The following is a 22,389-nucleotide window of genomic DNA, read 5'->3' as shown; positions in this document are numbered from 1 at the left end:
GCATGTGCACCGGGCCCGCGTGGCAGCGGCTCGACCGCGCCCCGACGACTACTTCTTGGCCTTGCCGCCGCCGTTGTCGTCGCTGGAGAGCACCGCGATGAAGGCTTCCTGCGGCACCTCGACGGAGCCGACCATCTTCATCCGCTTCTTGCCCTCCTTCTGCTTCTCGAGCAGCTTGCGCTTACGGGAGATGTCACCGCCGTAGCACTTGGCGAGGACGTCCTTGCGGATGGCGCGGATGGTCTCGCGGGCGATGACCCGGGAGCCGATCGCGGCCTGGACGGGCACCTCGAAGGCCTGCCGCGGGATGAGCTCGCGCAGCTTGGCGACGAGCCGCACGCCGTACGCGTACGCCTGGTCCTTGTGCGTCACCGCGGAGAACGCGTCGACCTTGTCGCCGTGCAGCAGGATGTCGACCTTGACGAGCTGCGCGGACTGCTCACCGGTGGGCTCGTAGTCCAGCGAGGCGTAACCGCGCGTCTTGGACTTCAGCTGGTCGAAGAAGTCGAAGACGATCTCGGCGAGCGGCAGCGTGTAGCGGATCTCGACGCGGTCCTCGGAGAGGTAGTCCATGCCGAGCAGGACGCCGCGCCGGTTCTGGCACAGCTCCATGATCGAGCCGATGAACTCGCTGGGCGCGAGGATCGTGGCGCGCACGACCGGCTCGTACACCTCGTCGATCTTGCCCTCGGGGAATTCACTCGGGTTGGTGACCGTGTGCTCGGTGCCGTCCTCCATGATCACGCGGTAGACCACGTTGGGGGCGGTGGCGATCAGGTCGAGCCCGAACTCGCGCTCAAGACGCTCACGGATCACGTCGAGGTGAAGCAGCCCCAGGAAGCCCACGCGGAAACCGAAGCCGAGGGCGGCCGAGGTCTCCGGCTCGTAGACCAGGGCGGCGTCGTTGAGCTGCAGCTTGTCCAGGGCCTCGCGCAGGTCCGGGTACTCCGAGCCGTCCAGCGGGTACAGGCCCGAGAACACCATCGGCTTCGGGTCCTTGTAGCCGCCGAGCGCCTCGGTCGCGCCCTTGTTCAGGGAGGTGATCGTGTCACCGACCTTGGACTGCCGGACGTCCTTCACGCCGGTGATGATGTAGCCCACCTCACCGACGCCGATGCCGTCGGCCGGGGTCATCTCCGGCGAGGAGACACCGATCTCCAGGAGCTCGTGCGTGGCGCCGGTGGACATCATCCGGATCCGCTCGCGCTTGTTGAGCTGGCCGTCGACGACACGTACGTACGTCACGACGCCGCGGTAGGAGTCGTAGACCGAGTCGAAGATCATCGCGCGGGCGGGGGCGTCCGCGACGCCGACCGGCGGCGGGATCTCGGCGACGACCTTGTCGAGCAGCGCCTCGACGCCCATGCCGGTCTTGGCGGAGACCTTCAGCACGTCCTCCGGCTCACAGCCGATGAGGTTGGCGAGCTCCTCGGAGAACTTCTCCGGCTGGGCGGCCGGCAGGTCGATCTTGTTCAGTACGGGGACGATCTTGAGGTCGTTCTCCATCGCCAGGTAGAGGTTGGCGAGAGTCTGCGCCTCGATGCCCTGGGCCGCGTCGACCAGGAGGACCGTGCCCTCACAGGCCGCGAGCGAACGTGAGACTTCATACGTGAAGTCCACGTGGCCCGGGGTGTCGATCATGTTGAGGATGTGGGTACTGCCCTGATCCGGCCCCTCGGTCGGGGCCCAGGGCAGACGCACCGCCTGGGACTTGATCGTGATGCCGCGCTCGCGCTCGATGTCCATGCGGTCGAGGTACTGGGCACGCATCTGCCGCTGCTCCACCACACCGGTGAGCTGCAGCATGCGGTCGGCGAGCGTGGACTTGCCGTGGTCGATGTGCGCGATGATGCAGAAATTGCGAATCAGCGCCGGGTCCGTACGGCTCGGCTCGGGCACATTCTTAGGGGTCGCGGGCACGCAGGGTCCTGTCTCTTGAGGCGCCTGTCGCCTCGGGTCGGATCTATACGTAGCCTCCATCGTCCCATGGGCGGGGCACTGCGCTCGGTTTGGGCCGGTGGGAGGGGTGCGGCCGGCGTCCGGCTGGGGGTGCTGGCGGGGTGCGGCCGGGCTCCGGCGCTCGGTTTGGGCCGGTCGGAGGGCGACTGGTACCGTGGGCAGCTGTGTCTCGTAGCCCTCTCAAGCGTCGAGGCGCGTGTCATAACACTCATCTGCAGTACCTCTGCAGTACCTGAACCTGAAAAGGCTCTTTCGTGGCGAACATCAAGTCCCAGATCAAGCGGATCAAGACCAACGAGAAGGCGCGTCAGCGCAACAAGGCGGTCAAGTCTTCCCTGAAGACCGCGATCCGCAAGGCCCGCGAGGCCGTTGCCGCCGGTGACGCCCAGAAGGCTGCCGAGCTCACGCGTGAGGCCACGCGCCAGCTCGACAAGGCCGTCTCCAAGGGTGTCATCCACAAGAACCAGGCCGCCAACAAGAAGTCGGCGCTTGCGACGAAGGCCGCGTCCCTCAAGGGCTGAAGCCTCTGCCCCGGTTCGCCGGGGTGCTGATCAACGCTGATCAATCCTTCCGCGAGGGTAATTCGAGCCCTCTACCTCGAATCGCGGACAGACCACGCAGTACGCCACGCTGCGACGATGCCCCCGGCCCACTCCGGGGGCATTGCTGTGTCTGGGGGTGGGGTGGGGGTGGGCTGCGGTGGGGGTGTGGCATTCGATGGGGGCGCGCTGGGGCCGGGGGCGCGGCCCGAGGGCTGCTGGGGCCGGGGGCTGCTGGGGCCGGGAGCTGCTGGGGCCGGGGCCCGTGCCGGCCGTGGTCGGCGGGGCGCTGTTTGTGTTCCGGGGTGTGCCGCTCGGTGCGGGGCGCGCCCGGTGCCGGTCGGGGGGCGCGTGTTTGTGTTCCGGGGTGTGCCGCTCGTGCGGGGCCGCTCGGCGCCGGTCAGGGGCGCGGGGAACTGCGCGACAAGCCACGAGGCAGCCGCAGACGAAAATCCCACCCACCCCCGGAGGGCCCCGCCCCGGAGGGGGCCCGTACCTCAGGGCCCCGCACCAAAGGGCTTAGCCCCGCCGGGCCCGCGCGGCCCGCGCAATGGCGACGACGGCCTTCTCGAGGGCGTACTCGGGATCGTCCCCGCCCCCCTTGACCCCCGCGTCAGCCGCCGCCACCGCGGTGAGCGCGGCCGCCACCCCGTCCGGGGTCCACCCCCGCATCTGCTGACGCACACGGTCGATCTTCCAGGGCGGCATACCCAGCTCACGGGCGAGATCGGCGGGGCGCCCACCACGCGCGGAGGAGAGCTTGCCGATCGCCCGGACCCCCTGCGCGAGGGCGCTGGTGATCATGACGGGGGCGACCCCGGTCGACAGGGACCACCGCAGGGCCTCCAGCGCCTCGGCGGCCCGGCCCTCGACGGCCCGGTCGGCCACGGTGAAGCTGGAGGCCTCCGCCCGGCCCGTGTAGTACCGCCCCACGACCTCTTCGTCGATCGTGCCCTCGACGTCCGCCACGAGCTGCGACACCGCCGAGGCAAGCTCGCGCAGATCGCTGCCGATGGAGTCGACCAGGGCCTGGCAGGCCTCCGGCGTCGCCGAACGCCCGAGCACCCGGAATTCGCCGCGCACGAACGAGAGCCGGTCCGCCGGCTTGGTCATCTTCGGGCAGGCGACCTCGCGGGCCCCGGCCTTGCGCGCCGCGTCGAGCAGAGCCTTGCCCTTGGCGCCGCCCGCGTGCAACAGGACGAGCGTGATCTCCTCGACCGGCGCCCCCAGGTACGCCTTGACGTCCTTCACCGAGTCCGCCGACAGATCCTGCGCGCCCCGCAGCACGACGACCTTGCGCTCGGCGAAGAGCGACGGGCTGGTCAGCTCGGCGAGGGTGCCGGGCTGCAGCTGGTCGGAGGTGAGGTCGCGCACGTCCGTGTCCGCGTCGGCGGCGCGGGCGGCCGCGACCACCTGCTGCACGGCGCGGTCGAGGAGCAGGTCCTCCTGCCCCACGGCGAGCGTGAGGGGAGCGAGCGGATCGTCGTTTGCTGTCTTCCTGGCCATCGCGGTCCAGCATCCCACGCGCCACTGACAGCCCCTCCCGGGCGGGCCCCGGGCGGGGCGTCCTCGCCTCCGGGCCGTATCGCAGAATGGAGCCGTGACCGACGTACGACATGTCCTGGTACTGCCCGACCGCGACGCCGCGGAAGTGGTGGCCGAAGAGCTCCCCGACCGTTTCGGCGTGGCCGACGAACCCCAGCTAGTCCGCGACGCCCTGGCCGGCGAGGACGACGCCGAGGACGCCCAGTGGCTGGTCGTGGTCGAGGACCCCGACTCCCGGCTCGACCCCACGGCCCTCGACGCCCTGGCCGCCGAACACGAGGGCTGGCTGGAAACCCCGTAGCGAGGCCTCCGCCGAGGAGCGCGGCGCCTCCGTCCAAGAGCGCGACGCCTCCGCCTTGGAGCGCGGCGCCTCCGTCCAGGGGCGGGGTGTCGCGCAGGCCGAGACGCTCAGGTCTTCGGGATGATCTGGATGTCCAGGTCGATCGTGATGCTGTGTCCGACGGCCGCGATGCCGCGCGCGAGCATCGTCTGCCAGGTGATCGTGAAGTCGTCGCGGTGCAGTTCCGTGGTGGCCCGGCAGGCGACGCGCGTCTCCCCCTCCAGCCCCTTGCCGACCCCGAGGTACTCCGCGTCGAGCGTGACCGTCCGCGTCACCCCGTGCAACGTCAGCCCGCCCGATATCGCCCAGCGGCTGCCGCCCTTGTGCACGAAGCGGTCGCTGTAGAACTCCATCGTCGGGAAGCGCCCCACGTCCAGGAAGTCGCCGGACCGCAGATGGTCGTCGCGCATCTGGACCGCGGTGTCGATGGACGCCGCGTCGATGACGACGTGCATCGCGGAGTCCTCCATCCGCTCCCCCACCCGTATCGCACCCGCGAAGGTGTTGAACCGGCCGCGGATACGCGCGAGCCCGATGTGGCGCGCGGTGAAGCCGACCGCCGAGTGCAGCGGGTCGATCTCCCACTCCCCGGGCTCGGGCAGCGTCGGCGGAGTGGCGACCTGGAGCATGACGTCACCGATGGAGGCGTGCGCGTTCTCCCCCACGGTGGCGCTCGCCCGGTACGGGGTGAACCCGTCCGCCGACACCGCGAGCCGGTAGTCCCCCGCAGGAACGGCCGTCACGAACGACCCGAACGGATCCGTGCTCCCGCTGACCACCTTGCGCCCCATGGCGTCACTGACCGCGAACTCCGCGTTCCGCACCGGCTCGTTGACCGGGTCGAGCACCCGGCAACTGAGCACCCCCGCCTTCGACGGCACCGTCAGCGCCGACAAGGGCCCCGTCCGTCCGGCCCGATTCATACGGTTTCCCAGCCAACGGCCGAACACCCTGCGACACATCCCCGCGTTACTTGACAACACCTGCGCACTGCAACGAAAGGGCATTCGATCACCGTTGCGGCTTTAGGCGCAACACGGACCCAGATCAAGGGAATGCGGACGATGCGCTGGAACTGTCGCGTCTACCCCGAATTGACCGTCTGCGATACACGTCTTCCCAGGTCAGAGCGGGGTTCCCGGCGGTAGCCGGCCGGCGCGGGCGTCGGCCGCGGTGCCACGGAGAGCGATGCTGCGGAGGAGCGCTTCCGCGGAGGAGCGGTGCCGCGGAGGAGCGTCAGGGCGGCCGCGTGGCCACCTCCAGCCGCGCCCTTGTCCGCGCCCCCGTCCGCGTCCCCGCCCGTTTCCCCGAACGCGCCCCCGACCCCATCACCGCGATCGCCCCATCCCTGTCCGTGCGCAACACCTCCGCTCCCGCAGCCCGCAGCGCCGCGACCGTCACCGGCGACGGATGCCCGTACGAGTTGTCGGCACCGCAAGAAATCAGCGCCAGCTGCGGCGCCACCCTGCGCAGAAGCTCCGGATCTTGGTGGGCCGAACCGTGATGCGCCACCTTGAGCACGTCGACAGAGCCGAGCCACGCGGCAGCCGGCGAGCGCAACAGAGCCCGTTGGGCGGGCGGTTCGAGGTCGCCGAGGAGCAACAGGCTCAGCCCACCCGTCCGCACGAGCACAGTGACACTCGCGTCGTTCGGCCCCTCAGGCCTCGGCACCGGCGCCGCAGCCGGGCCTATGGGCAGGTCAGCGGTGGGGCCAGTGGATGGATCCGTGGATGGGTCCATGGATGGATCCGTGGATGGGTCCGTGGCCGGATCAGAGGACGGACCCGGCGGCCAGAGGACCTGCCAGTCCAGGGGGCCCGCTCGGCGCCGCTCCCCCACCGCCGCCCGGACCACCGGCACACGCGCCGCCGCCGCCTGATCGCGTACGAACTCCACCTGCTCCGGCGGCTCCTGGAACCCCGTCGTCTCGATCTCCCCCACCTCTCGCCCTCGCAACACCCCCGGCAGCCCCGCGACATGATCGGCGTGAAAGTGCGTGAGCAGCACCAGCGGCACCCGTGTGACCCCGAGTGAACGCAGGCACCGGTCGGCCGCGACCGGGTCGGGTCCCGCGTCGACGACCACCCCGGCCCCGTCCCCTGCCGCCAACACCAGGGCGTCTCCCTGCCCGACGTCGCACATCGCCATCCGCCACCCTGGCGGCGGCCAGCCCGCGATCACCCGGGTGACCGGCGGCGGCTGGACGACCACCAGGAAGAGCAGCACGGCGCAGGCCACGATCAGCCACGGATGCCGCACGATCCTGCGCCCCGCCAGGACGAGCGCCACCGTCGCGAGCGCCAACAGGAACCCGCCACGCCAGCCGTCCGGCCAGTCGACCCCGCTCCCCGGCAACGCCGCCCCCGTACGGGCGATCCCCGCGATCCACTCGACCGGCCAACTCGCGCACCACGCAAGCGCCTCGGCGACGGGCATCGCGACCGGCGCCGCAGCCAGGGCCGCGAAGCCCAACACCGTGGCCGGCGCCACGGCGAACTCGGCGAGGAGATTGCACGGCACCGCCACCAGACTCACCCGCGCCGCCAGGACGGCGACCACCGGCGCACACACCGCCTGCGCCGCGGCCGCGGCGGCCAGCGCGTCGGCCAACCGTGACGGCACACCCCGCGCGCGCAGCGCGTCACCCCAACGCGGCGCGAGGGTGAGCAACGCCCCGGTGGCGAGAACGGACAACAGGAAGCCGTAACTCCGCGCCAGCCACGGGTCGTACAGGACCAGCAGCAGGACCGCCGTGGCCAGCGCGGGAATCAGGGACCTGCGCCGCCCGGTCGCGATGGCGAGAAGCACGATCAGTCCGCAGGCCGCGGCCCGCAGCACGCTCGGATCGGGTCTGCAGACGATGACGAAGCCGAGCGTGAGCACCCCGCCGAGCAATGCGGTCGTGCGGAGCGGGATCCCCAATTTGGGGGCCAACCCGCGCCGTTCCACCCGCTGGGCGGTGCCCTGCGGCCCGATGAGCAGGACCAGGACGATCGTGAGGTTCGCCCCGCTGACGGCGAGCAAATGTGTGAGGTCGGTCGCCCGGAAGGCCTGGTCCAGCTCGGCCGGCACGCGCGACGTGTCCCCGATGACGAGGCCGGGGAGCAGCGCGCGCGCATCGGCCGGCAGCCCGTCCGTGGCCTCGCGCAACCCGCCCCGCAACGCCCCGGCCACCCGTTGCGCCCCGGACGGCCCCCCGATCACGCGCGGCGTCCGCGCCCCCTCCCCCGACACCCGGAGGACGGCGGCCACCTTGTCCCCTTCCGGCAGGGGCGGGGCCAGCCTCGCCTCCACCCGCAGCCTGGTGGACGGCAGCAGCCTGAGCCAGGTGTCACCGGCCCCGGCCCGCTTCCGCTCCGCCTCCGTGCGTACGACGACGAGGACCGGTGCGCGCGTCGCGGTCGTCGTGCCGTCCGTCCCCGTGACGCGGACGACCTCGGCGTTCAGGACGACGGAAGGCGGCATCGTGTGCGCGCTCGCGACGCGGGGTCGGGTGCGCCGGGGATCGGACGTCACCTTCAACTCGGCTTCCACCCGCGCGTACTCACGTGCCAGCCCGGGGATCGGACCCCGGCGCAGGTCCGCGCCGTGCAGCGCCGCCGAAGCCGCGGCCCCGGCGATGCAGAGGAGCACGGCTGCCGCCGAAAGTCTTCCCCATCGCCGCCGGCCCCCGGCCGCGGTCCACGTCACCAAGAGAGCGCCGGACACCAGGAGGCATCCCACCACAGCGCCGATCACCCACCGGGGTGGGGCGTCCAGCAGCAGAGCGGCCGCTCCCCATGCCGCGAGCGCGGGTGGCACCAGCCGGAGGTCGACCGGGCCCTCCTGCCGCGGGTGCGCGGCGCCGAGGCGGTGGCCGGAGGCGAGGTGAACTGCCGCGCGCGTCATGGCCGTACGAGATCCTGGAGATCCGCGAAGCGGCGGTCGCCGATGCCGTTGACCTCGCGGAGCTCCTCGATGGAGCGGAAACCGCCGTGCTCCGCGCGGTAGTCGAGAATGTGCTGCGCCAACACGGGTCCGACGCCGGGTAGTTCGTCGAGCTGCTCCGCCGTCGCCGTGTTCAGACCAATGGGGCCCGTGGTCACGCCTCCGACTCCTCCTGCCGCGCCGCTTCCCGCGCCGCCGGGCGCCCCGGCTCCCGTGCCGGCCCCGGCAGCCGGCGCCGGTACACCCACGGCCACCTGCTCGCCGTCCACGAGGAACCGCGCGCGGTTGAGGCCGTCCGTCTCCGCGCCGGGCTTGACGCCGCCCGCGGCCCGTAGGGCATCAGCCACCCGGGATCCGGCCGGCAACCTCTGCACACCTGGTCGGCGGACCTTTCCGCTGACGTCCACGACGATCTTGGCGCCGGGACCACCGGCGGCCGCCGCCGTCTGTCCTGCCTGACCCGCTTGCGGGGACGGCCCCGGCGCGGGAGCGGGCTCCGCGCCCCGCTCGGAGGCGGTGCGCGCCGCACGGACCACCTCGGGCGGCCGGACCGGCTGGGTCCTGCCCGCCCAGAAGTGCTGAGCCGCGAAGGTCGCGGCGATCACCAGGACGGCGACGAGCGCGATCACGCCACGTCGTTCGAGGCCGCACCGCGCCTGCAGCCACACCGGCAGGCGCTCCCGGACGGCGAGCCCGACCCCGGTCCGCCCCCGCCGCGAGCTCGCCCTCGCGTCTGGAGTGGGCTCCTCCTCGCCCGCCGGCGCTTCCGCCACCTCCGCTCCCCGCGCCCACCCGGGGGCGGGCGCCGACGCAGTCTCCCCCTCGCCCCGCACGCTCCGGGCAGGCACCGGCGCCGGCGCCGCATCAGTGTCCGTCCCGTCCAGCCACCGCGTACGCGGTGGCGCCGGTGGTGGCGGCTCGGGCCGCGGCGGCGCTGCTGTCTTCACCTGCGACGACTCGGGCCTCAGCAGCACCTGCGACTTCATCTGCGACGGCTCCCGCCCCGGCCCGGAGGCCAGCCGCCCTTGCCCCTGCGCCTGGGCCTGCGCCTGCCCCTGCCCCTGCCCCTCGACGAAGAGCCTCTCCGCCCGCAGCTTCACCGCATCCGCGCCCATCGCCCCCGCCGGGGGCCGACCGCGCCGCATCCGCTCGCGGGCGTAACGTCGGCTCGTGCGGCCGTCGGACGTAGGGCCGCGCCCCGGCCCGCTCGTCGCTGCAACTGTCCTGTTGAGTGATCGAAGTGTCATGCCGACGACGTTAGACACTGCGGGGAAAACTTGTTGATCTTGGTCAATTCCCGTGGATTACCCAGCAGTTGTGGATAACTCCGTCACCCGCGCGTGTGAACCGCGCCCCGGGAGGCGAACCTCACCGCGGCGACACCACGGCCCCCAGCAACCCCGGCCCCGTGTGCGCCCCGATCACCGCGCCGACCTCGCTCACATGCAGCTCCGCCAGCCCCGGCACCCGTTCCCTGAGCCGCTCGGCGAGCGTCGACGCCCGTTCCGGCGCCGCCAGGTGGTGCACCGCGATGTCGACCTGGCCGGCCCCGGCCCGTTCGACCACGATCTCCTCGAGGCGGGCGATCGCCTTCGACGCCGTCCGTACCTTCTCCAGCATGTCGATGCGGCCGCCGTCCAGCTTCAGCAGCGGCTTCACGGCGAGCGCGGAGCCCAGCAGCGCCTGCGCGGCGCCGATACGGCCGCCCCTGCGCAGATATTCGAGGGTGTCGACGTAGAAGTACGCGGACGTGCCGGACGCCCGCTTCTCCGCCGCCGTCACCGCTTCCTCCACCGAGTCGCCCGCCTCCACGGCCTGCGCCGCCTCCAGGGCACAGAAGCCGAGGGCCATCGCGACCATGCCGGTGTCCACCACCCGTACCGGCACCGGCGCCTCCTTCGCGGCGAGGACCGCGGCGTCGTACGTGCCGGAGAACTCGGCGGAGAGGTGCAGCGAGATGATGGCCGTGGCGCCCGCCTCCGCCGCCTCGCGGTACGTCTGCGCGAAAACCTCGGGACTGGGCCGGGACGTGGTCACCGACTTCCGCCTCTGCAGCGCTTGGGCGAGGGAGCGGGCCGAGATCTCGGACCCCTCTTCCAGCGCCTGGTCCCCCAGGACCACGGTCAGCGGCACCGCGGTGATGCCGTGCCGCTCCATCGTCCCTTGCGGCAGGTAGGCCGTTGAATCCGTGACGATCGCGACATGGCGGGACATGAGCTGGAGATTACCTGTCTGTGCCGCCGGGCGGCAGCCCGGCCCCTGATCACCCGGTTCCAGAGAAAACCGCCCGCAGGGACGGACGGGTGGGCGGATCAGGTCGTGCTTTCGGGCTTGGTCTTCTTCTCCCACGGATAGGTGGGCCTTGAGGCGGGCGGGTTGATCGCGGGGGGCGGTGTGGACGAGTCGGCGGGTCGGGACGGCCCGGCGGTCGACGCGGACGGTCCCGCGGACTGAGTGGTAGGCGGCTCCGTCGTCCAGTGCCGCAGCGCGCCCGCCTCCATGTCGATCTGCGTGCTCAGGTCGTCCAGGTCGTCGCCCGCGAACCGGCGGGCCCGGTCACGCGCCGACCAGCGCAGCGAGTCGGCCGCCTTGGTGATCTGCGTCGTGCGCTCCCGCAGATCGGGGAGGCGTGCGGTCAGCGCGGCCTTGTCCGGGTCGCGCTCCAGGCGTCGGAGCTCGTCGTCCAGCTCGTGGCCGTGGGCGCTGAGCCGCTCGAAGAGACTGAGCGTCTCCTTCAGGGAGGCGTCGTCGACGGCGCCCGCGTGCAGGACGTCCTGCGTGGCGCGCATGGACGAGCGCAACGAGAGCCGCAGCTGGGCCAGTTCGGCGGCCGTGCCGAACTGGCCGAAGCTCTTCGCCCGCAGCGTGGTGTCCTCCACCGTCCGGCGGGCCTCCAGGATGGTGCGGTCCACTCCTCGCTTGGCGGCGCGGACCACCTTCACCGTCGCGTACACCCCGAGCACCAAGAACAGCACGACCAGCAGCGCCACGATTGCGCCCATGGCTCCCATGACGCTCCTCTCCGCATCCCGTCCGGACCATTCGGCTCCTTCCACGGTAAACGGAGAAGGCAGGCCGGGGGTTCCAGCAGAACCCCCAACCTGCCCGTAGGGGAAGACCCCTATGCGCCGGACCGACGGCTACGCCGGAACGATGTTCACCAGCTTCGGCGCCCGCACGATCACCTTGCGGATCCCGGCGCCGTCCAGCGCGGCGACGACCTTCTCGTCGGCCAGCGCGATCTTCTCCAGCTCGGCGTCGGAGATCGACGGGGAGACCTCCAGGCGCGCCTTGACCTTGCCCTTGATCTGCACGACGCAGGTCACGGACTCGTCCACGACGTACGCCGGGTCGGCGACCGGGAAGTCCCGGTGGACCACCGAGTCGGTGTGGCCCAGCTTGCGCCACAGCTCCTCGGCGATGTGCGGGGCCAGCGGCGCGATCAGCAGCACCAGGCGCTCCGCGACGGACCTCGGCACCGCGCCGCCCACCTTCGTCAGGTGGTTGTTCAGCTCGGTGATCTTGGCGATGGCGGTGTTGAACCGCATGCCGTCCAGGTCCTGGCGGACGCCGTCGATCGCCTTGTGCAGGGCGCGCAGGGTGCTCTCGTCGATGTCGCCCTCGACCACGTCGGCGACGGTGACCTCACCGGTCGCCTCGTCGACGATCAGGCGCCACAGCCGCTGCAGCAGGCGGTACTGGCCGACGACCGCGCGGGTGTCCCACGGGCGCGACACGTCCAGGGGGCCCATCGCCATCTCGTACAGGCGCAGGGTGTCCGCGCCGTACTCGTCGCAGATCTCGTCCGGCGTGACGGCGTTCTTCAGGGACTTGCCCATCTTGCCCAGCTCGCGCTTGACCGGCTCGCCCTCGAAGAAGAACTTCCCGTCGCGCTCCTCGACCTCGGTCGCCGGCACCGGGAAGCCGCGGGCGTCCCGGTAGACGTACGCCTGGATCATGCCCTGGTTGTACAGCTTGTGGAACGGCTCGGCCGACGAGATGTGGCCCAGGTCGAACAGGACCTTCGACCAGAAGCGCGCGTACAGCAGGTGCAGCACCGCGTGCTCGGCGCCGCCCACGTACAGGTCGACGCCGCCGGTCGGCTGCCCCTCGCGCGGGCCCATCCAGTACTGCTCGACGTCGGCGTCGACCAGCTGCTCGTCGTTGCGCGGGTCCAGGTAGCGCAGTTCGTACCAGCACGAACCCGCCCAGTTGGGCATGGTGTTGGTCTCGCGGCGGTACTGCTTGGGGCCGTCCCCCAGGTCCAGGGTGACGTTGACCCAGTCCTCGTTGCGCGACAGCGGGGTCTCCGGGGAGGTGTCCGCGTCGTCCGGCTCGAAGGTGCGCGGGGAGTAGTCGTCGACCTCCGGCAGCTCCAGGGGCAGCATCGACTCGGGCAGCGCGTGCGCGACGCCGTCCTCGTCGTAGACGATCGGGAAGGGCTCGCCCCAGTAGCGCTGGCGGCTGAACAGCCAGTCGCGCAGGCGGAAGTTGACGGTGCCCTCGCCGATGCCGCGGGTGGCCAGCCAGCCGGTGATGCGGGCCTTGGCTCCGTCGACGTCCATGCCGTCCAGGGAGATCTCGGGGTTGGCCGAGTCGATCAGCTTCGCGTCGTACGAGGAGAAGGCGTCGTCCCACGTCCTGGGGTCGGTGCCGCGGTCGTCCGAGGGCTCGACCACGCAGCGCATCGGCAGGTTGAACGCGCGGGCGAAGGCGAAGTCGCGGCTGTCGTGCGCCGGGACGGCCATGATCGCGCCGGTGCCGTAGCCCATCAGGACGTAGTCGGCGATGAAGACGGGGACCTGCTCGCCGCTGACCGGGTTGGTGGCGTAGACGCCGGTGAAGACGCCGGTCTTCTCCTTGGCGTCGGCCTGGCGCTCCACGTCGGACTTGGCGGCGGCGAACGCGCGGTACTTGGCGACGGCCTCGGCGGGCGTGGCGTGGCCGCCCGTCCACACCTCGTGGGTGCCCTCGGGCCAGGTCTCGGGGATGACCTTGTCGACCAGGTCGTGCTCGGGCGCCAGAACCATGTAGGTCGCGCCGAACAGGGTGTCCTGGCGGGTGGTGAAGACGGTGATGGCGTCGCCCTCGATGCCCACGGGGAAGCTCACGCGGGCGCCTTCGGAGCGGCCGATCCAGTTGCGCTGCTGCAGCTTGATGGCCTCGGGCCAGTCCAGCGCGTCCAGGTCGTCGAGCAGCCGGTCGGCGTAGGCGGTGATGCGCATGTTCCACTGGCGCAGCTTGGCCTTGAAGACGGGGAAGTTGCCGCGCTCGGAGCGGCCGTCGGCAGTGACCTCCTCGTTGGCCAGGACGGTGCCCAGGCCGGGGCACCAGTTGACGGGCGCGTCGGAGGCGTAGGCCAGGCGGTAGTTCCCCAGGACCTCGGCGCGCTCCGCGGCGTCCAGCTCGCTCCACGCGCGCGTGGAGTCCGGTACGGCGCGCTCACCGCTCTCGAACTGCGCGACCAGGTCGGCGATCGGGCGGGCCTTGGCGGCGTCGGCGTCGTACCAGGAGTTGAAGATCTGGACGAAGATCCACTGGGTCCACTTGTAGTACTCGGGGTCGATCGTCGCGAACGACCGGCGCTTGTCGTGGCCCAGGCCCAGCGCGCGCAGCTGGGCCTTCATGTTCTCGATGTTGGCCTCGGTGGAGACCCGCGGGTGGGTGCCCGTCTGCACGGCGTACTGCTCGGCGGGCAGGCCGAAGGCGTCGAAGCCCAGGGTGTGCAGGACGTTGTGCCCGGTCATGCGCTGGAAGCGCGCGTAGACGTCCGTGGCGATGTACCCCAGGGGGTGGCCGACGTGCAGGCCCGCTCCGGAGGGGTAGGGGAACATGTCCATCACGAACTTCTTGGGCTTGGCCACCAGCGCGGCCTCGGCCTCGGTCCGCGCGGCCAGGTCGCCGTTCGGGTTCGGCGCCTCGTAGGTGCCGTCGGCGTCCCAGAAGTCCTGCCAGCGTGCCTCGATCTCAGCGGCCAGAGCGGCCGTGTAGCGGTGCGGCGCGGCCACCTCGGAGGCGGCAGCAGAATTCGTCTCGCTCATGATCCTCAAAGCTCCATCGATCGTCTCTGCCTGCGGAATTGACCGTGCTGGTCAAACAAAAATGCCCCTCGCACAGGAGGGGACGCCGCGCCGATGCCGACCGCGGTTCACCGGCGGTCGGGACTGATCAGCGCGGCCCGCTAAGCAGAAGGCGTACGGCACGCATGGCGTCAGGGTACCGCAGCGTCCGCGCGGCCCGCGACGAGCTTCCACGGACGCCGCCCGGGACGCCCGAGCCCGGACCGAGCCCCACGTAAGGACGCCGTCCACGGCGGCCGGGCCCGAGCTCTGGCCAAGGGTTACTCCGCGTACCGGCCACTAACGGGGCAACACCAAGATCGTGTCGCGCTTTGATAACAACGCAATAACTCAAACCTCGTACCCACCGGTATGGAGCGACCTAGCATGCGGCGGACCGAACCCTCTCGGAGCCGCCCCCATGAACCCTCTGCACCCGCACCGCAAGAGCCGTTCCCTCCCTCGATCGTCTCCACGTTCGACCGCATCCGGTTCCTTCCCGCTGTCGCGGGCCCTGAGCGCCGGAGCGCTGCTCCTGATACCCGTGCTCGTCTTCGCGGGCAGCGACGCCCTGCGGGCCGCCATCGACTTCACCGCCGGCGTCCTGTCCCTGGTCTCGCTCACCGCCGCCGTCCTGTGGGGCCTGATCGCCACGGACCGCCTCTTCCTGCACTCGCGCCAGCGTCTGCTCGCCCAGGCCGTGCACCGGGCCACCGCGGTGGCCTCCATCGGCTTCCTGCTGCTGCACGGCACCATCAAGGTCGCCCTCGACCATGTGTCGCTGTTCGGCGCCGTGATGCCCTTCGGGCTCGGCGTCACCGGCGGTGCCGGGCTCATCGGCCTCGGCTCGCTCGCGGGCGTGCTGATGCTCGTCACCGGGGTCACCGGCGCCCTGCGCAGCGCCTTCGCCTCTCCCGCGCGGATCGCGTCGCGCTGGCGGGCGCTGCACATGCTGGCCTACCCCGCCTGGTGCTCGGCGCTCGTCCACGGCCTGTACGCGGGCCGGCAGCCGAAGCCCTGGGTCGTCACCCTGTACTGCCTGTGCCTGGTCGCCGTCGCCGGGGCCGTCGCCCTGCGCGCGGCTCCCCTGCCGATCAAGCGGAAGGTCGCCGCGCGGATCCTGGCGCTGCTCGAACCTGCGCCCGACGCGCCGCCCCCGGAGGACCCTCCCGCGCGGGACACCGCTTCCGTACCGCTGCCCGGCACGACCTCCACCGCCCCGGCCACCGACCCCGTCGTCGGCATCTCGGCGGCCTACCGCGCGCTGGCCTCCCACACGGCCTCGCACCCCACCGTCACCGTGCCCCGTCCCGACCCCGACGGCCGCTGGCCCGCCCCCTGCCCGCCACCCCCCGCCGAATCCCCCTACGTCGCGCCGCCGCCCACGTACGACACGGCACCCCAGCCGGTCTACGACCCTGCGTACGACATGCCCCTCGCCCCCGCCCCCGATCCCGTCCTCGATCCCGTGTACGACCACGGCCCCGCCACCGAGCCGCTGCCCCGGCCCTTCCAGGCCCCCAGCTCCGGTGAGCCCTGGAACGCCGCCACCGGAGGCCACCCGTGAACGCGCCGCTGCCCGACGTCCCCGAAGTCCGTGTCGTCGGCCTGCCCCTGCTCACCTCGGGCTTCGACCTCGTCGAACGCCTCGACCTCGGCATGCACCTGAAGGTGCACGGCCCCCTGGAACCGATGGCGGGCGAGCCGCTCGCCCGGCTCGCGGAACACATCTCGCTGCGCGGCCGGGGCGGCGCGGGCTTTCCCTTCGCCCAGAAGCTGCGGGCCGTCGCCGACGCGGCGATACGGCGCGGCGTCCGTCCCGTGGTCGTCGTCAACGGCAGCGAGGACGAGCCCGCCTGCCGCAAGGACACCGTCCTCATCAACCGCGCGCCCCACCTCATCCTGGACGGCGCCCTGCTGGCCGCCGAGGCCCTCGGGGCGCGCACTCTCGTGGTCGGCGTGACGCGCGACTCCACCGAGGCCTCGATGCGCACCGCGCTCGCCGAGCGCGGCCTGGCCGACCGGCGCGGGCCGGCGCTCCGCGCGCGCGTGCAGCGCAATCCGGTGCGCATGGTCACCGGAGAGTCCTCCGCCCTCGTCCGCTCGGCGGACGGCGGCCCGCCGCTGCCGCCGGGCCGCAAGGTGCGCACGGCCGACTCCGGAGTGGGCGGCGCCCCCACCCTGCTCTCCAACGCGGAGACCTTCGCGCAACTCGCCGTCGCCGCCCGGGCCGGCGCCGACCGCTACTGCCGCACCGGCCTGCGCGACGAGCCCGGCACCGTCCTGCTGACCCTCTCCGGAGCGGTCGCGCGGCCGATGGTCGTGGAGGTGCCCACTGGAGTGCCGCTGCAGTACGTGCTCCAGCTCGCCGGCGCCCCCGCGCTCCCCCAGGGCGTCCTCACGGGCGGCTATCACGGCAGATGGCTCGACGGCGTCACGGCGCACGACGCGGTCGTCTCCCGCGTCTCCCTGGACGCCTGCGGCGGTGCGCTCGGCGCGGGCGCCGTCCTGCCGCTCGGCGAGGACACCTGCCCGCTCGGGGAGTCGCTGCGCGTCGCGCACTGGCTGGCCGCCGAGAGCTCGGGCCAGTGCGGCCCCTGCTACCTCGGCCTGCCCGCCGCCGCCCGTGGCCTCGCGGACGTGCTCCAGGGCGGCGGGCCGACCGCCCTCGAAGCGCTGCGCGAGGTGACGCGGGCCGTGAAGCGGCGCGGGGCGTGCAAGCACCCGGACGGCTCGGCGGCCTTCCTGGAGTCGACGATCTCGACGTTCACGGACGACCTCGCGGCCCACGTCCTGGGCGCCGGCTGCGGCCGTCCGGTCGCGGGGGTCCTCCCCCTCCAGGCGGACGTGGCGCAGACCGAAGCGCCCACGGGCCGCAAGCTGGCCGTCGACTGGACCCTCTGCCAGGGCCACGGGCTGTGCGCCGACATCGTCCCGGAGCTCATCCAGCTCGGCCCGGACGGCTTCCCCTCGGTGGCGGAAGCGTCCGTACCGCGGTACTCCGAAGCGCGTGCCGCACGTGCCGTACGCCGCTGTCCCGCCCTCGCGCTGCGCGTCGAGGAACCCCAGCCGCCCACACCGCGGACCGGCCCCGCGCTGCCGGCGGCGCTCCCTCCGGGGCGACGCCGCAGGGCGCTCGGCAGCGGAAGGCAGTGACGCGGTGACGGCAGTGCTGGCAGTGCTCCCCGGCGAGGGCAGGGACACCCGGCCGCGAAGGATGCGAAAGGGACGAGGGACATGAAAAAGCGGGCCACCCGATCCGGGTGGCCCGCTCATATTCTGTGGAGCTAAGGAGAATTGAACTCCTGACCTCCTGCATGCCATGCAGGCGCTCTACCAACTGAGCTATAGCCCCTTGCCTGTCCGCCCGGTTTCCCCGGCGGCTCCGCCAACATTACACGGTCGGACCCGTGCTCCACCAAATCGTTTCCGGTCTGGGTGGATACGGCCGGTACTGTCAGCCTTCGTGACCGTGATCGCGCCCGCCGCCGCCCGCCGCCGTGTGGCTCTGGCCGCCGGGGCCTGCCTGCTCTCCTTCACGGCCTTCTGGCTCGCACAGCGCGCCGCCGACGTCTCGATGATCGACCTGATGGTCTACCGCGCGGAGGGCGCGACCGTGCGCGGCGGCGGCGACCTCTACGCGCTGCGCACCACCGAGGCCCATCTGCCCACCACCTACCCCCCGTTCGCCGCCCTGCTGTTCACGCCGCTGACCCTGCTGACGACGGCGGACATGCGCACCCTCGCGACCCTGGGCAACCTGCTCCTCCTGGTCGGCTTCGCCCATCTCTCCCTGCGCCTGATCCAGAACGACCCGTCCCGCGGCCACCTGCTCCGCGGCGAGCGGCACGCGCGCGTGGAGGGCGCTCTGTGGGCGTCCGCCGCCGTCGTCTGGTGCGAGCCGGTGTGGACGACCCTGCGCTACGGGCAGATCAACCTGCTGCTCGGCGTCCTCGTCCTGTGGGACCTGTCCCGGCGTCCCGGCCACCGCTGGGCGGGCGTGGGCATCGGCGTCGCGGCGGCGATCAAGCTGACGCCGGCGCTCTTCGTGGCGTTCCTGCTCCTCACCGGGGCCGCCGAGGCCGTGCGGCGCGGCCCGTGGCGGCCGCCCGTCCGCCACGCGTGCGTGGCCGCCGTCTCGTTCGCCGGTGCCACCCTTCTCGCGGCCGTCGTCCTGCCGTACGACTCGCGACGGTTCTGGACCCGGATGGTGTTCGAGGCGGGCCGGGTCGGGCTCGCCGAGGACACCGCGAATCAGTCCCTGCGCGGCGTACTCGCCCGGCTCCTGCACACCGGGGAGCCCGGGGCGTGCTGGGCCGTGGCCGCCGCCCTGGCCGGGGCGCTCGGCCTCGCGGTGGCGGTCGTCGCCGCCCTGCGCGGTGAGCGGGCCTGGGCCGCGCTGGCCTGCGCGGTGACGGCGCTCCTGGTGAGCCCGGTGTCGTGGTCGCACCACTGGGTCTGGTGCGTGCCGATGGTGCTGCTCCTGGGGGCGGAGGCGGCGCGCCGGGGCGGCCGGGCGCGGTGGGCGGCCGCCGGGGGCGCTTACCTGGCGTTCTGTTCGTACGCCCTGTGGTGGGTGCCGCATGGAGTGGGGCGGCTCGAACTCGGCCAGAATTATGGCCAGATGGTGCTGTCGGCCCTCTACGTAGTGCTCGGTTCGGGGTTCCTGATCACCGCGGCGAGGCGGTCGCGGACGCCGGACACGCCGACGGGACCGCCGCCGGGACCGAAGATCCCCCGGTCGCGGACGCCGGTCAGGCCGTCGCGAACGAGTAGAACCGTTTGAGGGTGCAGTGCTCGTCCAGCAGCCGTCCGTAGATCGGCTCCCCTTCGAGTTCGCGGTAGGTCTCGATGGGGTCGCCCTTTATGATCAGCGCCCGCGCGCACTCCTCACACCAGTACTGGTAGTCCTGATGGACCGGTTCCATGTCGCGGACGATCGGTGTGCCACTGCCGCACCAGTCGCATTTCCGCCTGTGTGCACCCATCGATCAGCTCCAGCTGTGGCCGCAGGCGGTACACACGTACGAGACCCCGCCGTTGTCACCGAGTACCTGGGCGACGTGGGTCGAGCCGCAGGAAGGGCAGTTGAGGAGCGTGCGCAGCGCGGCCCGTTCTCGTACGGCCGCCGCTCCGGAGAGGTGGTCGACCTCTCCGAGGATGCTCGCAGGCATCGCGCTCTCCCTCCCGTCGGGCTGCGTCTCCTTCCGGCCGTCCGATTCTGCCACGGTCTGAGCGACCCGGTCAGCGACGCATTCGTACCAGTCCGGACACGGCGCCCAGCGCGGCCGCGGCAGCCAGTGCGCAGGCGCATGCCCAGAGCGCGTCACCGGATGTATACGCCCCGGGAGCCCCTCCCGACTCAAGCCGGTTCAGGAAAAGCGCACCGAAGGCGGCGACTCCCGTCAACTGACCGAGCTGGGTGACCGTCGCGAGCAGACCGCTGGCGTCCGCCGCGTCCTCGGCGCGGACCGTGGCGAGCGCCCGGGTCAGGGTCGGGCTGAAGCCGAGCGAGAGGCCCGCGCCCACGCCGACGAGGGCCACGAAGAACAGGAGGCCGCCGTCGCCCCCGTCCCGCAGCAACAGCCCCACGGCACCGGTCGACAGCGCGGTCAGCACGAAACCGCCGGGGATCAGCGCCCGTTGGAGGGGCTGCGGCCAGCGCCGCCACGTCAGCCCGACCAGGCCGAAGACCACGGCGGTCGGCGCGAAGGTGAGGCCCGCCCGCAGCGCGCCGTAGCCGAGACCGCCCTGCATGTGCAGGGTGATGACGAACAGGAAGCCCGCGTTCGCGGCCATCACGGCGATGATCCGGAAGACCGCGAGGCCCATGCCCGGCGACCGCAGCACCCGGGGCGCGATCAGCGGCGCCCCGCCGCGCCGGGACAGCCGCGACTCGTACGTCCAGAACAGCGCGAAGCAGAGCGCGGCGGCGGCCAGCGAGAGCCACGACCACAGCGGCCAGTCCTGCTGCTGCCCGAGCACCAGCGGCACGGTGAAGAGCGAGACGGCGGCGCCGAGCAGCAGCAGGCCGGGCAGGTCGAGCGGCCGTGCCCGCTCCGCCGCCCGCTCCTTGGTGGCGTCGCCGTCGCGCGGCAGGACGCGCACCGCGAGGGCCAGCAGCACGATCCCGACCGGGACGTTGACCAGGAAGACCGGACGCCAGCCGGTGCCGAAGAGGTCGGCGCTGACGAGGACACCGCCGAGCACCTGCCCGGCGGCGGCGCCGGTCGCGAGGACCGCCGCGTACGCCCCGAGCGCCTTCGTCCGCGCCTCGCCGGCGAAGTTGCGCTGGATCAGGCTGAGCACCTGCGGGATGAAGACCGCGGCGCCCGCCCCCTGCACCAGCCGGAAGCCGGTCAACTCCCCGGTGTTTTGGGCGAGTCCGCAGGCCAGCGAGGCCGCGGTGAAGACCGCGAGCCCGGCGAGGAAGACCCGGCGGTGGCCGAGGCGGTCGCCGAGCCGCGCGCCGGTGATCAGGAGCACCGCGTACGTGATGGTGTAACCGGCGATGACCAGCTGCAACCCGGCGCCGGACGCGTGCAGTTCGGCGCGGATCGTGGGCGCCGCCACATTGACGATGAACACGTCGAGCGGCGCCATGAACTGGGCGGCCAGCACGACCGCGAGCAGCCGTCCGGGCCGTTTGTCGGTGCCGGGCGCTTTACTGGATGCGGGAGTCGAACCCGCGGGGGCGGGAGGGGTGGTCGTCGTCATGCCATGAGCGTGCGGGCGATCCGGAACGGGTGACGAGAGCCCGCCGATGCTGGTACTGACAGCACCTGTCAGCGGCCGCGGCGGCGACGGACGATGGGGGACGTGACGACGATGACGACCGCACGTGGAGTGACAGGGACACACGCCGCAGGGACGTCCGAGCCGGAAACGGCACCGCACGCCGAGGGCCGCCCCGGCCCACCGCCGCGACGACGACCCGAGCTGGCCGCCTTCCTGCGCGGGCGCAGGGCCCGGGTGACACCGGCCGACGTGGGCATGGCCCCGGGCCTGCGCCGCCGCACCCCGGGGCTGCGCCGCGAGGAGGTCGCCCAGCTCTCCGGGGTCGGCGTCACCTGGTACACCTGGCTCGAACAGGGCCGTCCGATCAACGCGTCCCCCCAGGTCCTGGACGCCGTGGCGCGCACCCTCCGCCTCGACCAGCCCGAGCGCGAGCATCTGTACCACCTGGCCGAGGTGCCGTACGCCCCGGGCCGCGAGGCCTCCGCGGGGGCGGTGGGCGCGGAGGTGCAGGGCATCATCGACGCCATGGACCCGCGCCCCGCGGTGGTCTACAACGCGCGGTACGACATCCTCGCCACCAACCCCGCCTACCGCGACCTGTTCCTCCTCCCCCAGGCCCCCGGCACCGGCGTCCCGAACGTGCTGTGGTCGCTGTTCACCGTGCCCGCCGAGGAGTGCCCGCTGGTCTTCCGCGACAAGGAGCTGCCGATGATGGTGGCCACCCTGCGCAGTGCGTACGGGCGCCATGTGGGCGAGCCCGTCTGGGAGGGGTTCCTGCGCAGGCTGTCCGCCGCCAGCCCGTACTTCGCCCAGCTGTGGGGCAGCGGTGACGTGATAACGCCGGGGCGGCGCGTGAAGACCTTCCGGCACCGCGTGGTCGGCGAGCTGCGCATGACCTCGGTCTCGCTGAGCGTCGACGGCATGCCGGAGTGCCGGATCGTCGTGTACACACCGGACGACGAGGAGAGCGGCGTCCGCGCGGCGCGGCTGCGCGGGCTCAGGACCGCATCGGCGGCGACCTCGGCCTCAGCCCCCGCAGCTGCCAACACCACCACAGCCGCCACCACCGCCGGACAAGAAAATCCCGCCCCCTGACGGGGACGGGATTCTCGGGATTGTGGAGCTAAGGAGAATTGAACTCCTGACCTCCTGCATGCCATGCAGGCGCTCTACCAACTGAGCTATAGCCCCGTGTGTTCTTCCCGCTCGGCGGGCGAACAAGAAGAACTTTAGCCTGCGACCAGCCGGAATGTGAAATCCGGGTCCGGCCGCCCGCCGGAGC

17 protein-coding genes and 2 tRNA genes are annotated in these 22,389 nt (G+C 72.2%); 6 read left to right on the top strand and 13 right to left on the bottom strand.

The features are described 5' to 3' along the window. Window positions 1–48: 48 nt before the first annotated feature. Window positions 49–1,920, bottom strand: coding sequence for a translation elongation factor 4 (gene lepA, locus ACZ6CV_RS00620; RefSeq protein ID WP_469248483.1), 1,872 nt, complete (start codon window positions 1,918–1,920; stop codon window positions 49–51). A gap of 293 nt (window positions 1,921–2,213) precedes the next feature. Between lepA and rpsT the strand changes: the two genes are divergently transcribed. Further along, a complete protein-coding gene (gene rpsT, locus ACZ6CV_RS00615; RefSeq protein WP_030783448.1) occupies window positions 2,214–2,480 on the top strand; it encodes a 30S ribosomal protein S20 in 267 nt (88 codons plus the stop codon). Between the two features lie 537 nt (window positions 2,481–3,017). On the opposite strand, the gene holA is transcribed toward rpsT, so the two are convergent. Continuing rightward, on the bottom strand, window positions 3,018–4,004 hold the full coding sequence (holA, locus tag ACZ6CV_RS00610) for a DNA polymerase III subunit delta (RefSeq protein ID WP_469248481.1): 987 nt from the start codon (window positions 4,002–4,004) through the stop codon (window positions 3,018–3,020). 94 nt (window positions 4,005–4,098) lie between these two features. Between holA and ACZ6CV_RS00605 the strand changes: the two genes are divergently transcribed. Continuing rightward, a complete protein-coding gene (locus ACZ6CV_RS00605) occupies window positions 4,099–4,344 on the top strand; it encodes a hypothetical protein (RefSeq protein ID WP_469248479.1) in 246 nt (81 codons plus the stop codon). Between the two features lie 107 nt (window positions 4,345–4,451). Here ACZ6CV_RS00605 and ACZ6CV_RS00600 read toward each other — a convergent pair whose 3' ends face one another. The 6 genes from ACZ6CV_RS00600 to leuS all read right to left on the bottom strand — a co-directional run bounded on the left by ACZ6CV_RS00600 (window position 4,452) and on the right by leuS (window position 14,351). Beyond that, window positions 4,452–5,333, bottom strand: coding sequence for a YceI family protein (locus ACZ6CV_RS00600; protein WP_469249575.1), 882 nt, complete (start codon window positions 5,331–5,333; stop codon window positions 4,452–4,454). Window positions 5,334–5,619: 286 nt separating this feature from the next. Then, on the bottom strand, window positions 5,620–8,271 hold the full coding sequence (locus ACZ6CV_RS00595) for a ComEC/Rec2 family competence protein (RefSeq protein WP_469248477.1): 2,652 nt from the start codon (window positions 8,269–8,271) through the stop codon (window positions 5,620–5,622). Continuing rightward, window positions 8,268–9,083, bottom strand: a complete 816-nt coding sequence (locus tag ACZ6CV_RS00590; protein WP_469249574.1) for a ComEA family DNA-binding protein — start codon at window positions 9,081–9,083, stop codon at window positions 8,268–8,270. The genes ACZ6CV_RS00595 and ACZ6CV_RS00590 overlap by 4 nt, the downstream gene beginning before the upstream one ends. Window positions 9,084–9,678: 595 nt before the next feature. Continuing rightward, entirely contained in the window at window positions 9,679–10,524 is an 846-nt protein-coding gene (locus ACZ6CV_RS00585; protein ID WP_469248475.1) for a DegV family protein, read from the bottom strand. A gap of 98 nt (window positions 10,525–10,622) precedes the next feature. Beyond that, window positions 10,623–11,321 carry a hypothetical protein gene (locus tag ACZ6CV_RS00580; protein WP_469248473.1) on the bottom strand — a complete coding sequence of 233 codons (699 nt, stop codon included), beginning with the start codon at window positions 11,319–11,321 and terminating at the stop codon, window positions 10,623–10,625. Window positions 11,322–11,450: 129 nt separating this feature from the next. Then, on the bottom strand, window positions 11,451–14,351 hold the full coding sequence (leuS, locus tag ACZ6CV_RS00575) for a leucine--tRNA ligase (RefSeq protein WP_469248471.1): 2,901 nt from the start codon (window positions 14,349–14,351) through the stop codon (window positions 11,451–11,453). Window positions 14,352–14,790: 439 nt separating this feature from the next. Here leuS and ACZ6CV_RS00570 point away from each other — a divergent pair, with 439 nt between their 5' ends. Further along, complete coding sequence (locus tag ACZ6CV_RS00570) at window positions 14,791–15,936, top strand: hypothetical protein (RefSeq protein ID WP_469248469.1); 1,146 nt, start codon at window positions 14,791–14,793, stop codon at window positions 15,934–15,936. After that, window positions 15,933–17,525, top strand: a complete 1,593-nt coding sequence (locus ACZ6CV_RS00565; protein WP_469248467.1) for an NADH-ubiquinone oxidoreductase-F iron-sulfur binding region domain-containing protein — start codon at window positions 15,933–15,935, stop codon at window positions 17,523–17,525. Before ACZ6CV_RS00570 ends, ACZ6CV_RS00565 begins: the two co-directional genes overlap by 4 nt. Window positions 17,526–17,651: 126 nt before the next feature. Here ACZ6CV_RS00565 and ACZ6CV_RS00560 read toward each other — a convergent pair. Continuing rightward, window positions 17,652–17,724 (bottom strand) — tRNA-Ala (locus tag ACZ6CV_RS00560). 111 nt (window positions 17,725–17,835) lie between these two features. Here ACZ6CV_RS00560 and ACZ6CV_RS00555 point away from each other — a divergent pair. Continuing rightward, on the top strand, window positions 17,836–19,155 hold the full coding sequence (locus ACZ6CV_RS00555) for a glycosyltransferase 87 family protein (RefSeq protein ID WP_469248465.1): 1,320 nt from the start codon (window positions 17,836–17,838) through the stop codon (window positions 19,153–19,155). Here the strand turns inward: ACZ6CV_RS00555 and ACZ6CV_RS00550 are convergent. The 3 genes from ACZ6CV_RS00550 to ACZ6CV_RS00540 all read right to left on the bottom strand — a co-directional run bounded on the left by ACZ6CV_RS00550 (window position 19,124) and on the right by ACZ6CV_RS00540 (window position 21,086). Continuing rightward, window positions 19,124–19,357, bottom strand: a complete 234-nt coding sequence (locus ACZ6CV_RS00550) for a hypothetical protein (protein WP_355808351.1) — start codon at window positions 19,355–19,357, stop codon at window positions 19,124–19,126. The two genes, ACZ6CV_RS00555 and ACZ6CV_RS00550, sit on opposite strands and share 32 nt — an antisense overlap. Window positions 19,358–19,360: 3 nt before the next feature. Further along, complete coding sequence (locus ACZ6CV_RS00545) at window positions 19,361–19,543, bottom strand: hypothetical protein (protein WP_355808348.1); 183 nt, start codon at window positions 19,541–19,543, stop codon at window positions 19,361–19,363. Between the two features lie 70 nt (window positions 19,544–19,613). Further along, complete coding sequence (locus tag ACZ6CV_RS00540; RefSeq protein ID WP_469248462.1) at window positions 19,614–21,086, bottom strand: MFS transporter; 1,473 nt, start codon at window positions 21,084–21,086, stop codon at window positions 19,614–19,616. Window positions 21,087–21,179: 93 nt separating this feature from the next. On the opposite strand from ACZ6CV_RS00540, the gene ACZ6CV_RS00535 reads away from it, so the two are divergent. Continuing rightward, window positions 21,180–22,202 carry a helix-turn-helix transcriptional regulator gene (locus tag ACZ6CV_RS00535; RefSeq protein ID WP_469248460.1) on the top strand — a complete coding sequence of 341 codons (1,023 nt, stop codon included), beginning with the start codon at window positions 21,180–21,182 and terminating at the stop codon, window positions 22,200–22,202. Between the two features lie 23 nt (window positions 22,203–22,225). Here ACZ6CV_RS00535 and ACZ6CV_RS00530 read toward each other — a convergent pair. Continuing rightward, window positions 22,226–22,298: transfer RNA gene (locus tag ACZ6CV_RS00530), tRNA-Ala, on the bottom strand. Window positions 22,299–22,389 lie beyond the last annotated feature (91 nt).

The sequence above is a fragment of the Streptomyces sp. NPDC041713 genome, from assembly GCF_055591085.1.
This window is presented reverse-complemented; position numbering and strand designations above follow the sequence as displayed.

What these genes read in the sequence shown, in the direction of transcription:
- holA (WP_469248481.1), bottom strand. Translation starts at nt 4,004, where the DNA reads ATGGCCAGGAAGACAGCAAACGACGATCCGCTCGCTCCCCTCACGCTC.
- ACZ6CV_RS00595 (WP_469248477.1), bottom strand. Translation starts at nt 8,271, where the DNA reads ATGACGCGCGCGGCAGTTCACCTCGCCTCCGGCCACCGCCTCGGCGCC.
- ACZ6CV_RS00585 (WP_469248475.1), bottom strand. Translation starts at nt 10,524, where the DNA reads ATGTCCCGCCATGTCGCGATCGTCACGGATTCAACGGCCTACCTGCCG.
- ACZ6CV_RS00580 (WP_469248473.1), bottom strand. Translation starts at nt 11,321, where the DNA reads ATGGGAGCCATGGGCGCAATCGTGGCGCTGCTGGTCGTGCTGTTCTTG.
- leuS (WP_469248471.1), bottom strand. Translation starts at nt 14,351, where the DNA reads ATGAGCGAGACGAATTCTGCTGCCGCCTCCGAGGTGGCCGCGCCGCAC.
- ACZ6CV_RS00570 (WP_469248469.1), top strand. Translation starts at nt 14,791, where the DNA reads ATGAACCCTCTGCACCCGCACCGCAAGAGCCGTTCCCTCCCTCGATCG.
- ACZ6CV_RS00550 (WP_355808351.1), bottom strand. Translation starts at nt 19,357, where the DNA reads ATGGGTGCACACAGGCGGAAATGCGACTGGTGCGGCAGTGGCACACCG.
- ACZ6CV_RS00545 (WP_355808348.1), bottom strand. Translation starts at nt 19,543, where the DNA reads ATGCCTGCGAGCATCCTCGGAGAGGTCGACCACCTCTCCGGAGCGGCG.
- ACZ6CV_RS00540 (WP_469248462.1), bottom strand. Translation starts at nt 21,086, where the DNA reads ATGACGACGACCACCCCTCCCGCCCCCGCGGGTTCGACTCCCGCATCC.
- ACZ6CV_RS00535 (WP_469248460.1), top strand. Translation starts at nt 21,180, where the DNA reads ATGGGGGACGTGACGACGATGACGACCGCACGTGGAGTGACAGGGACA.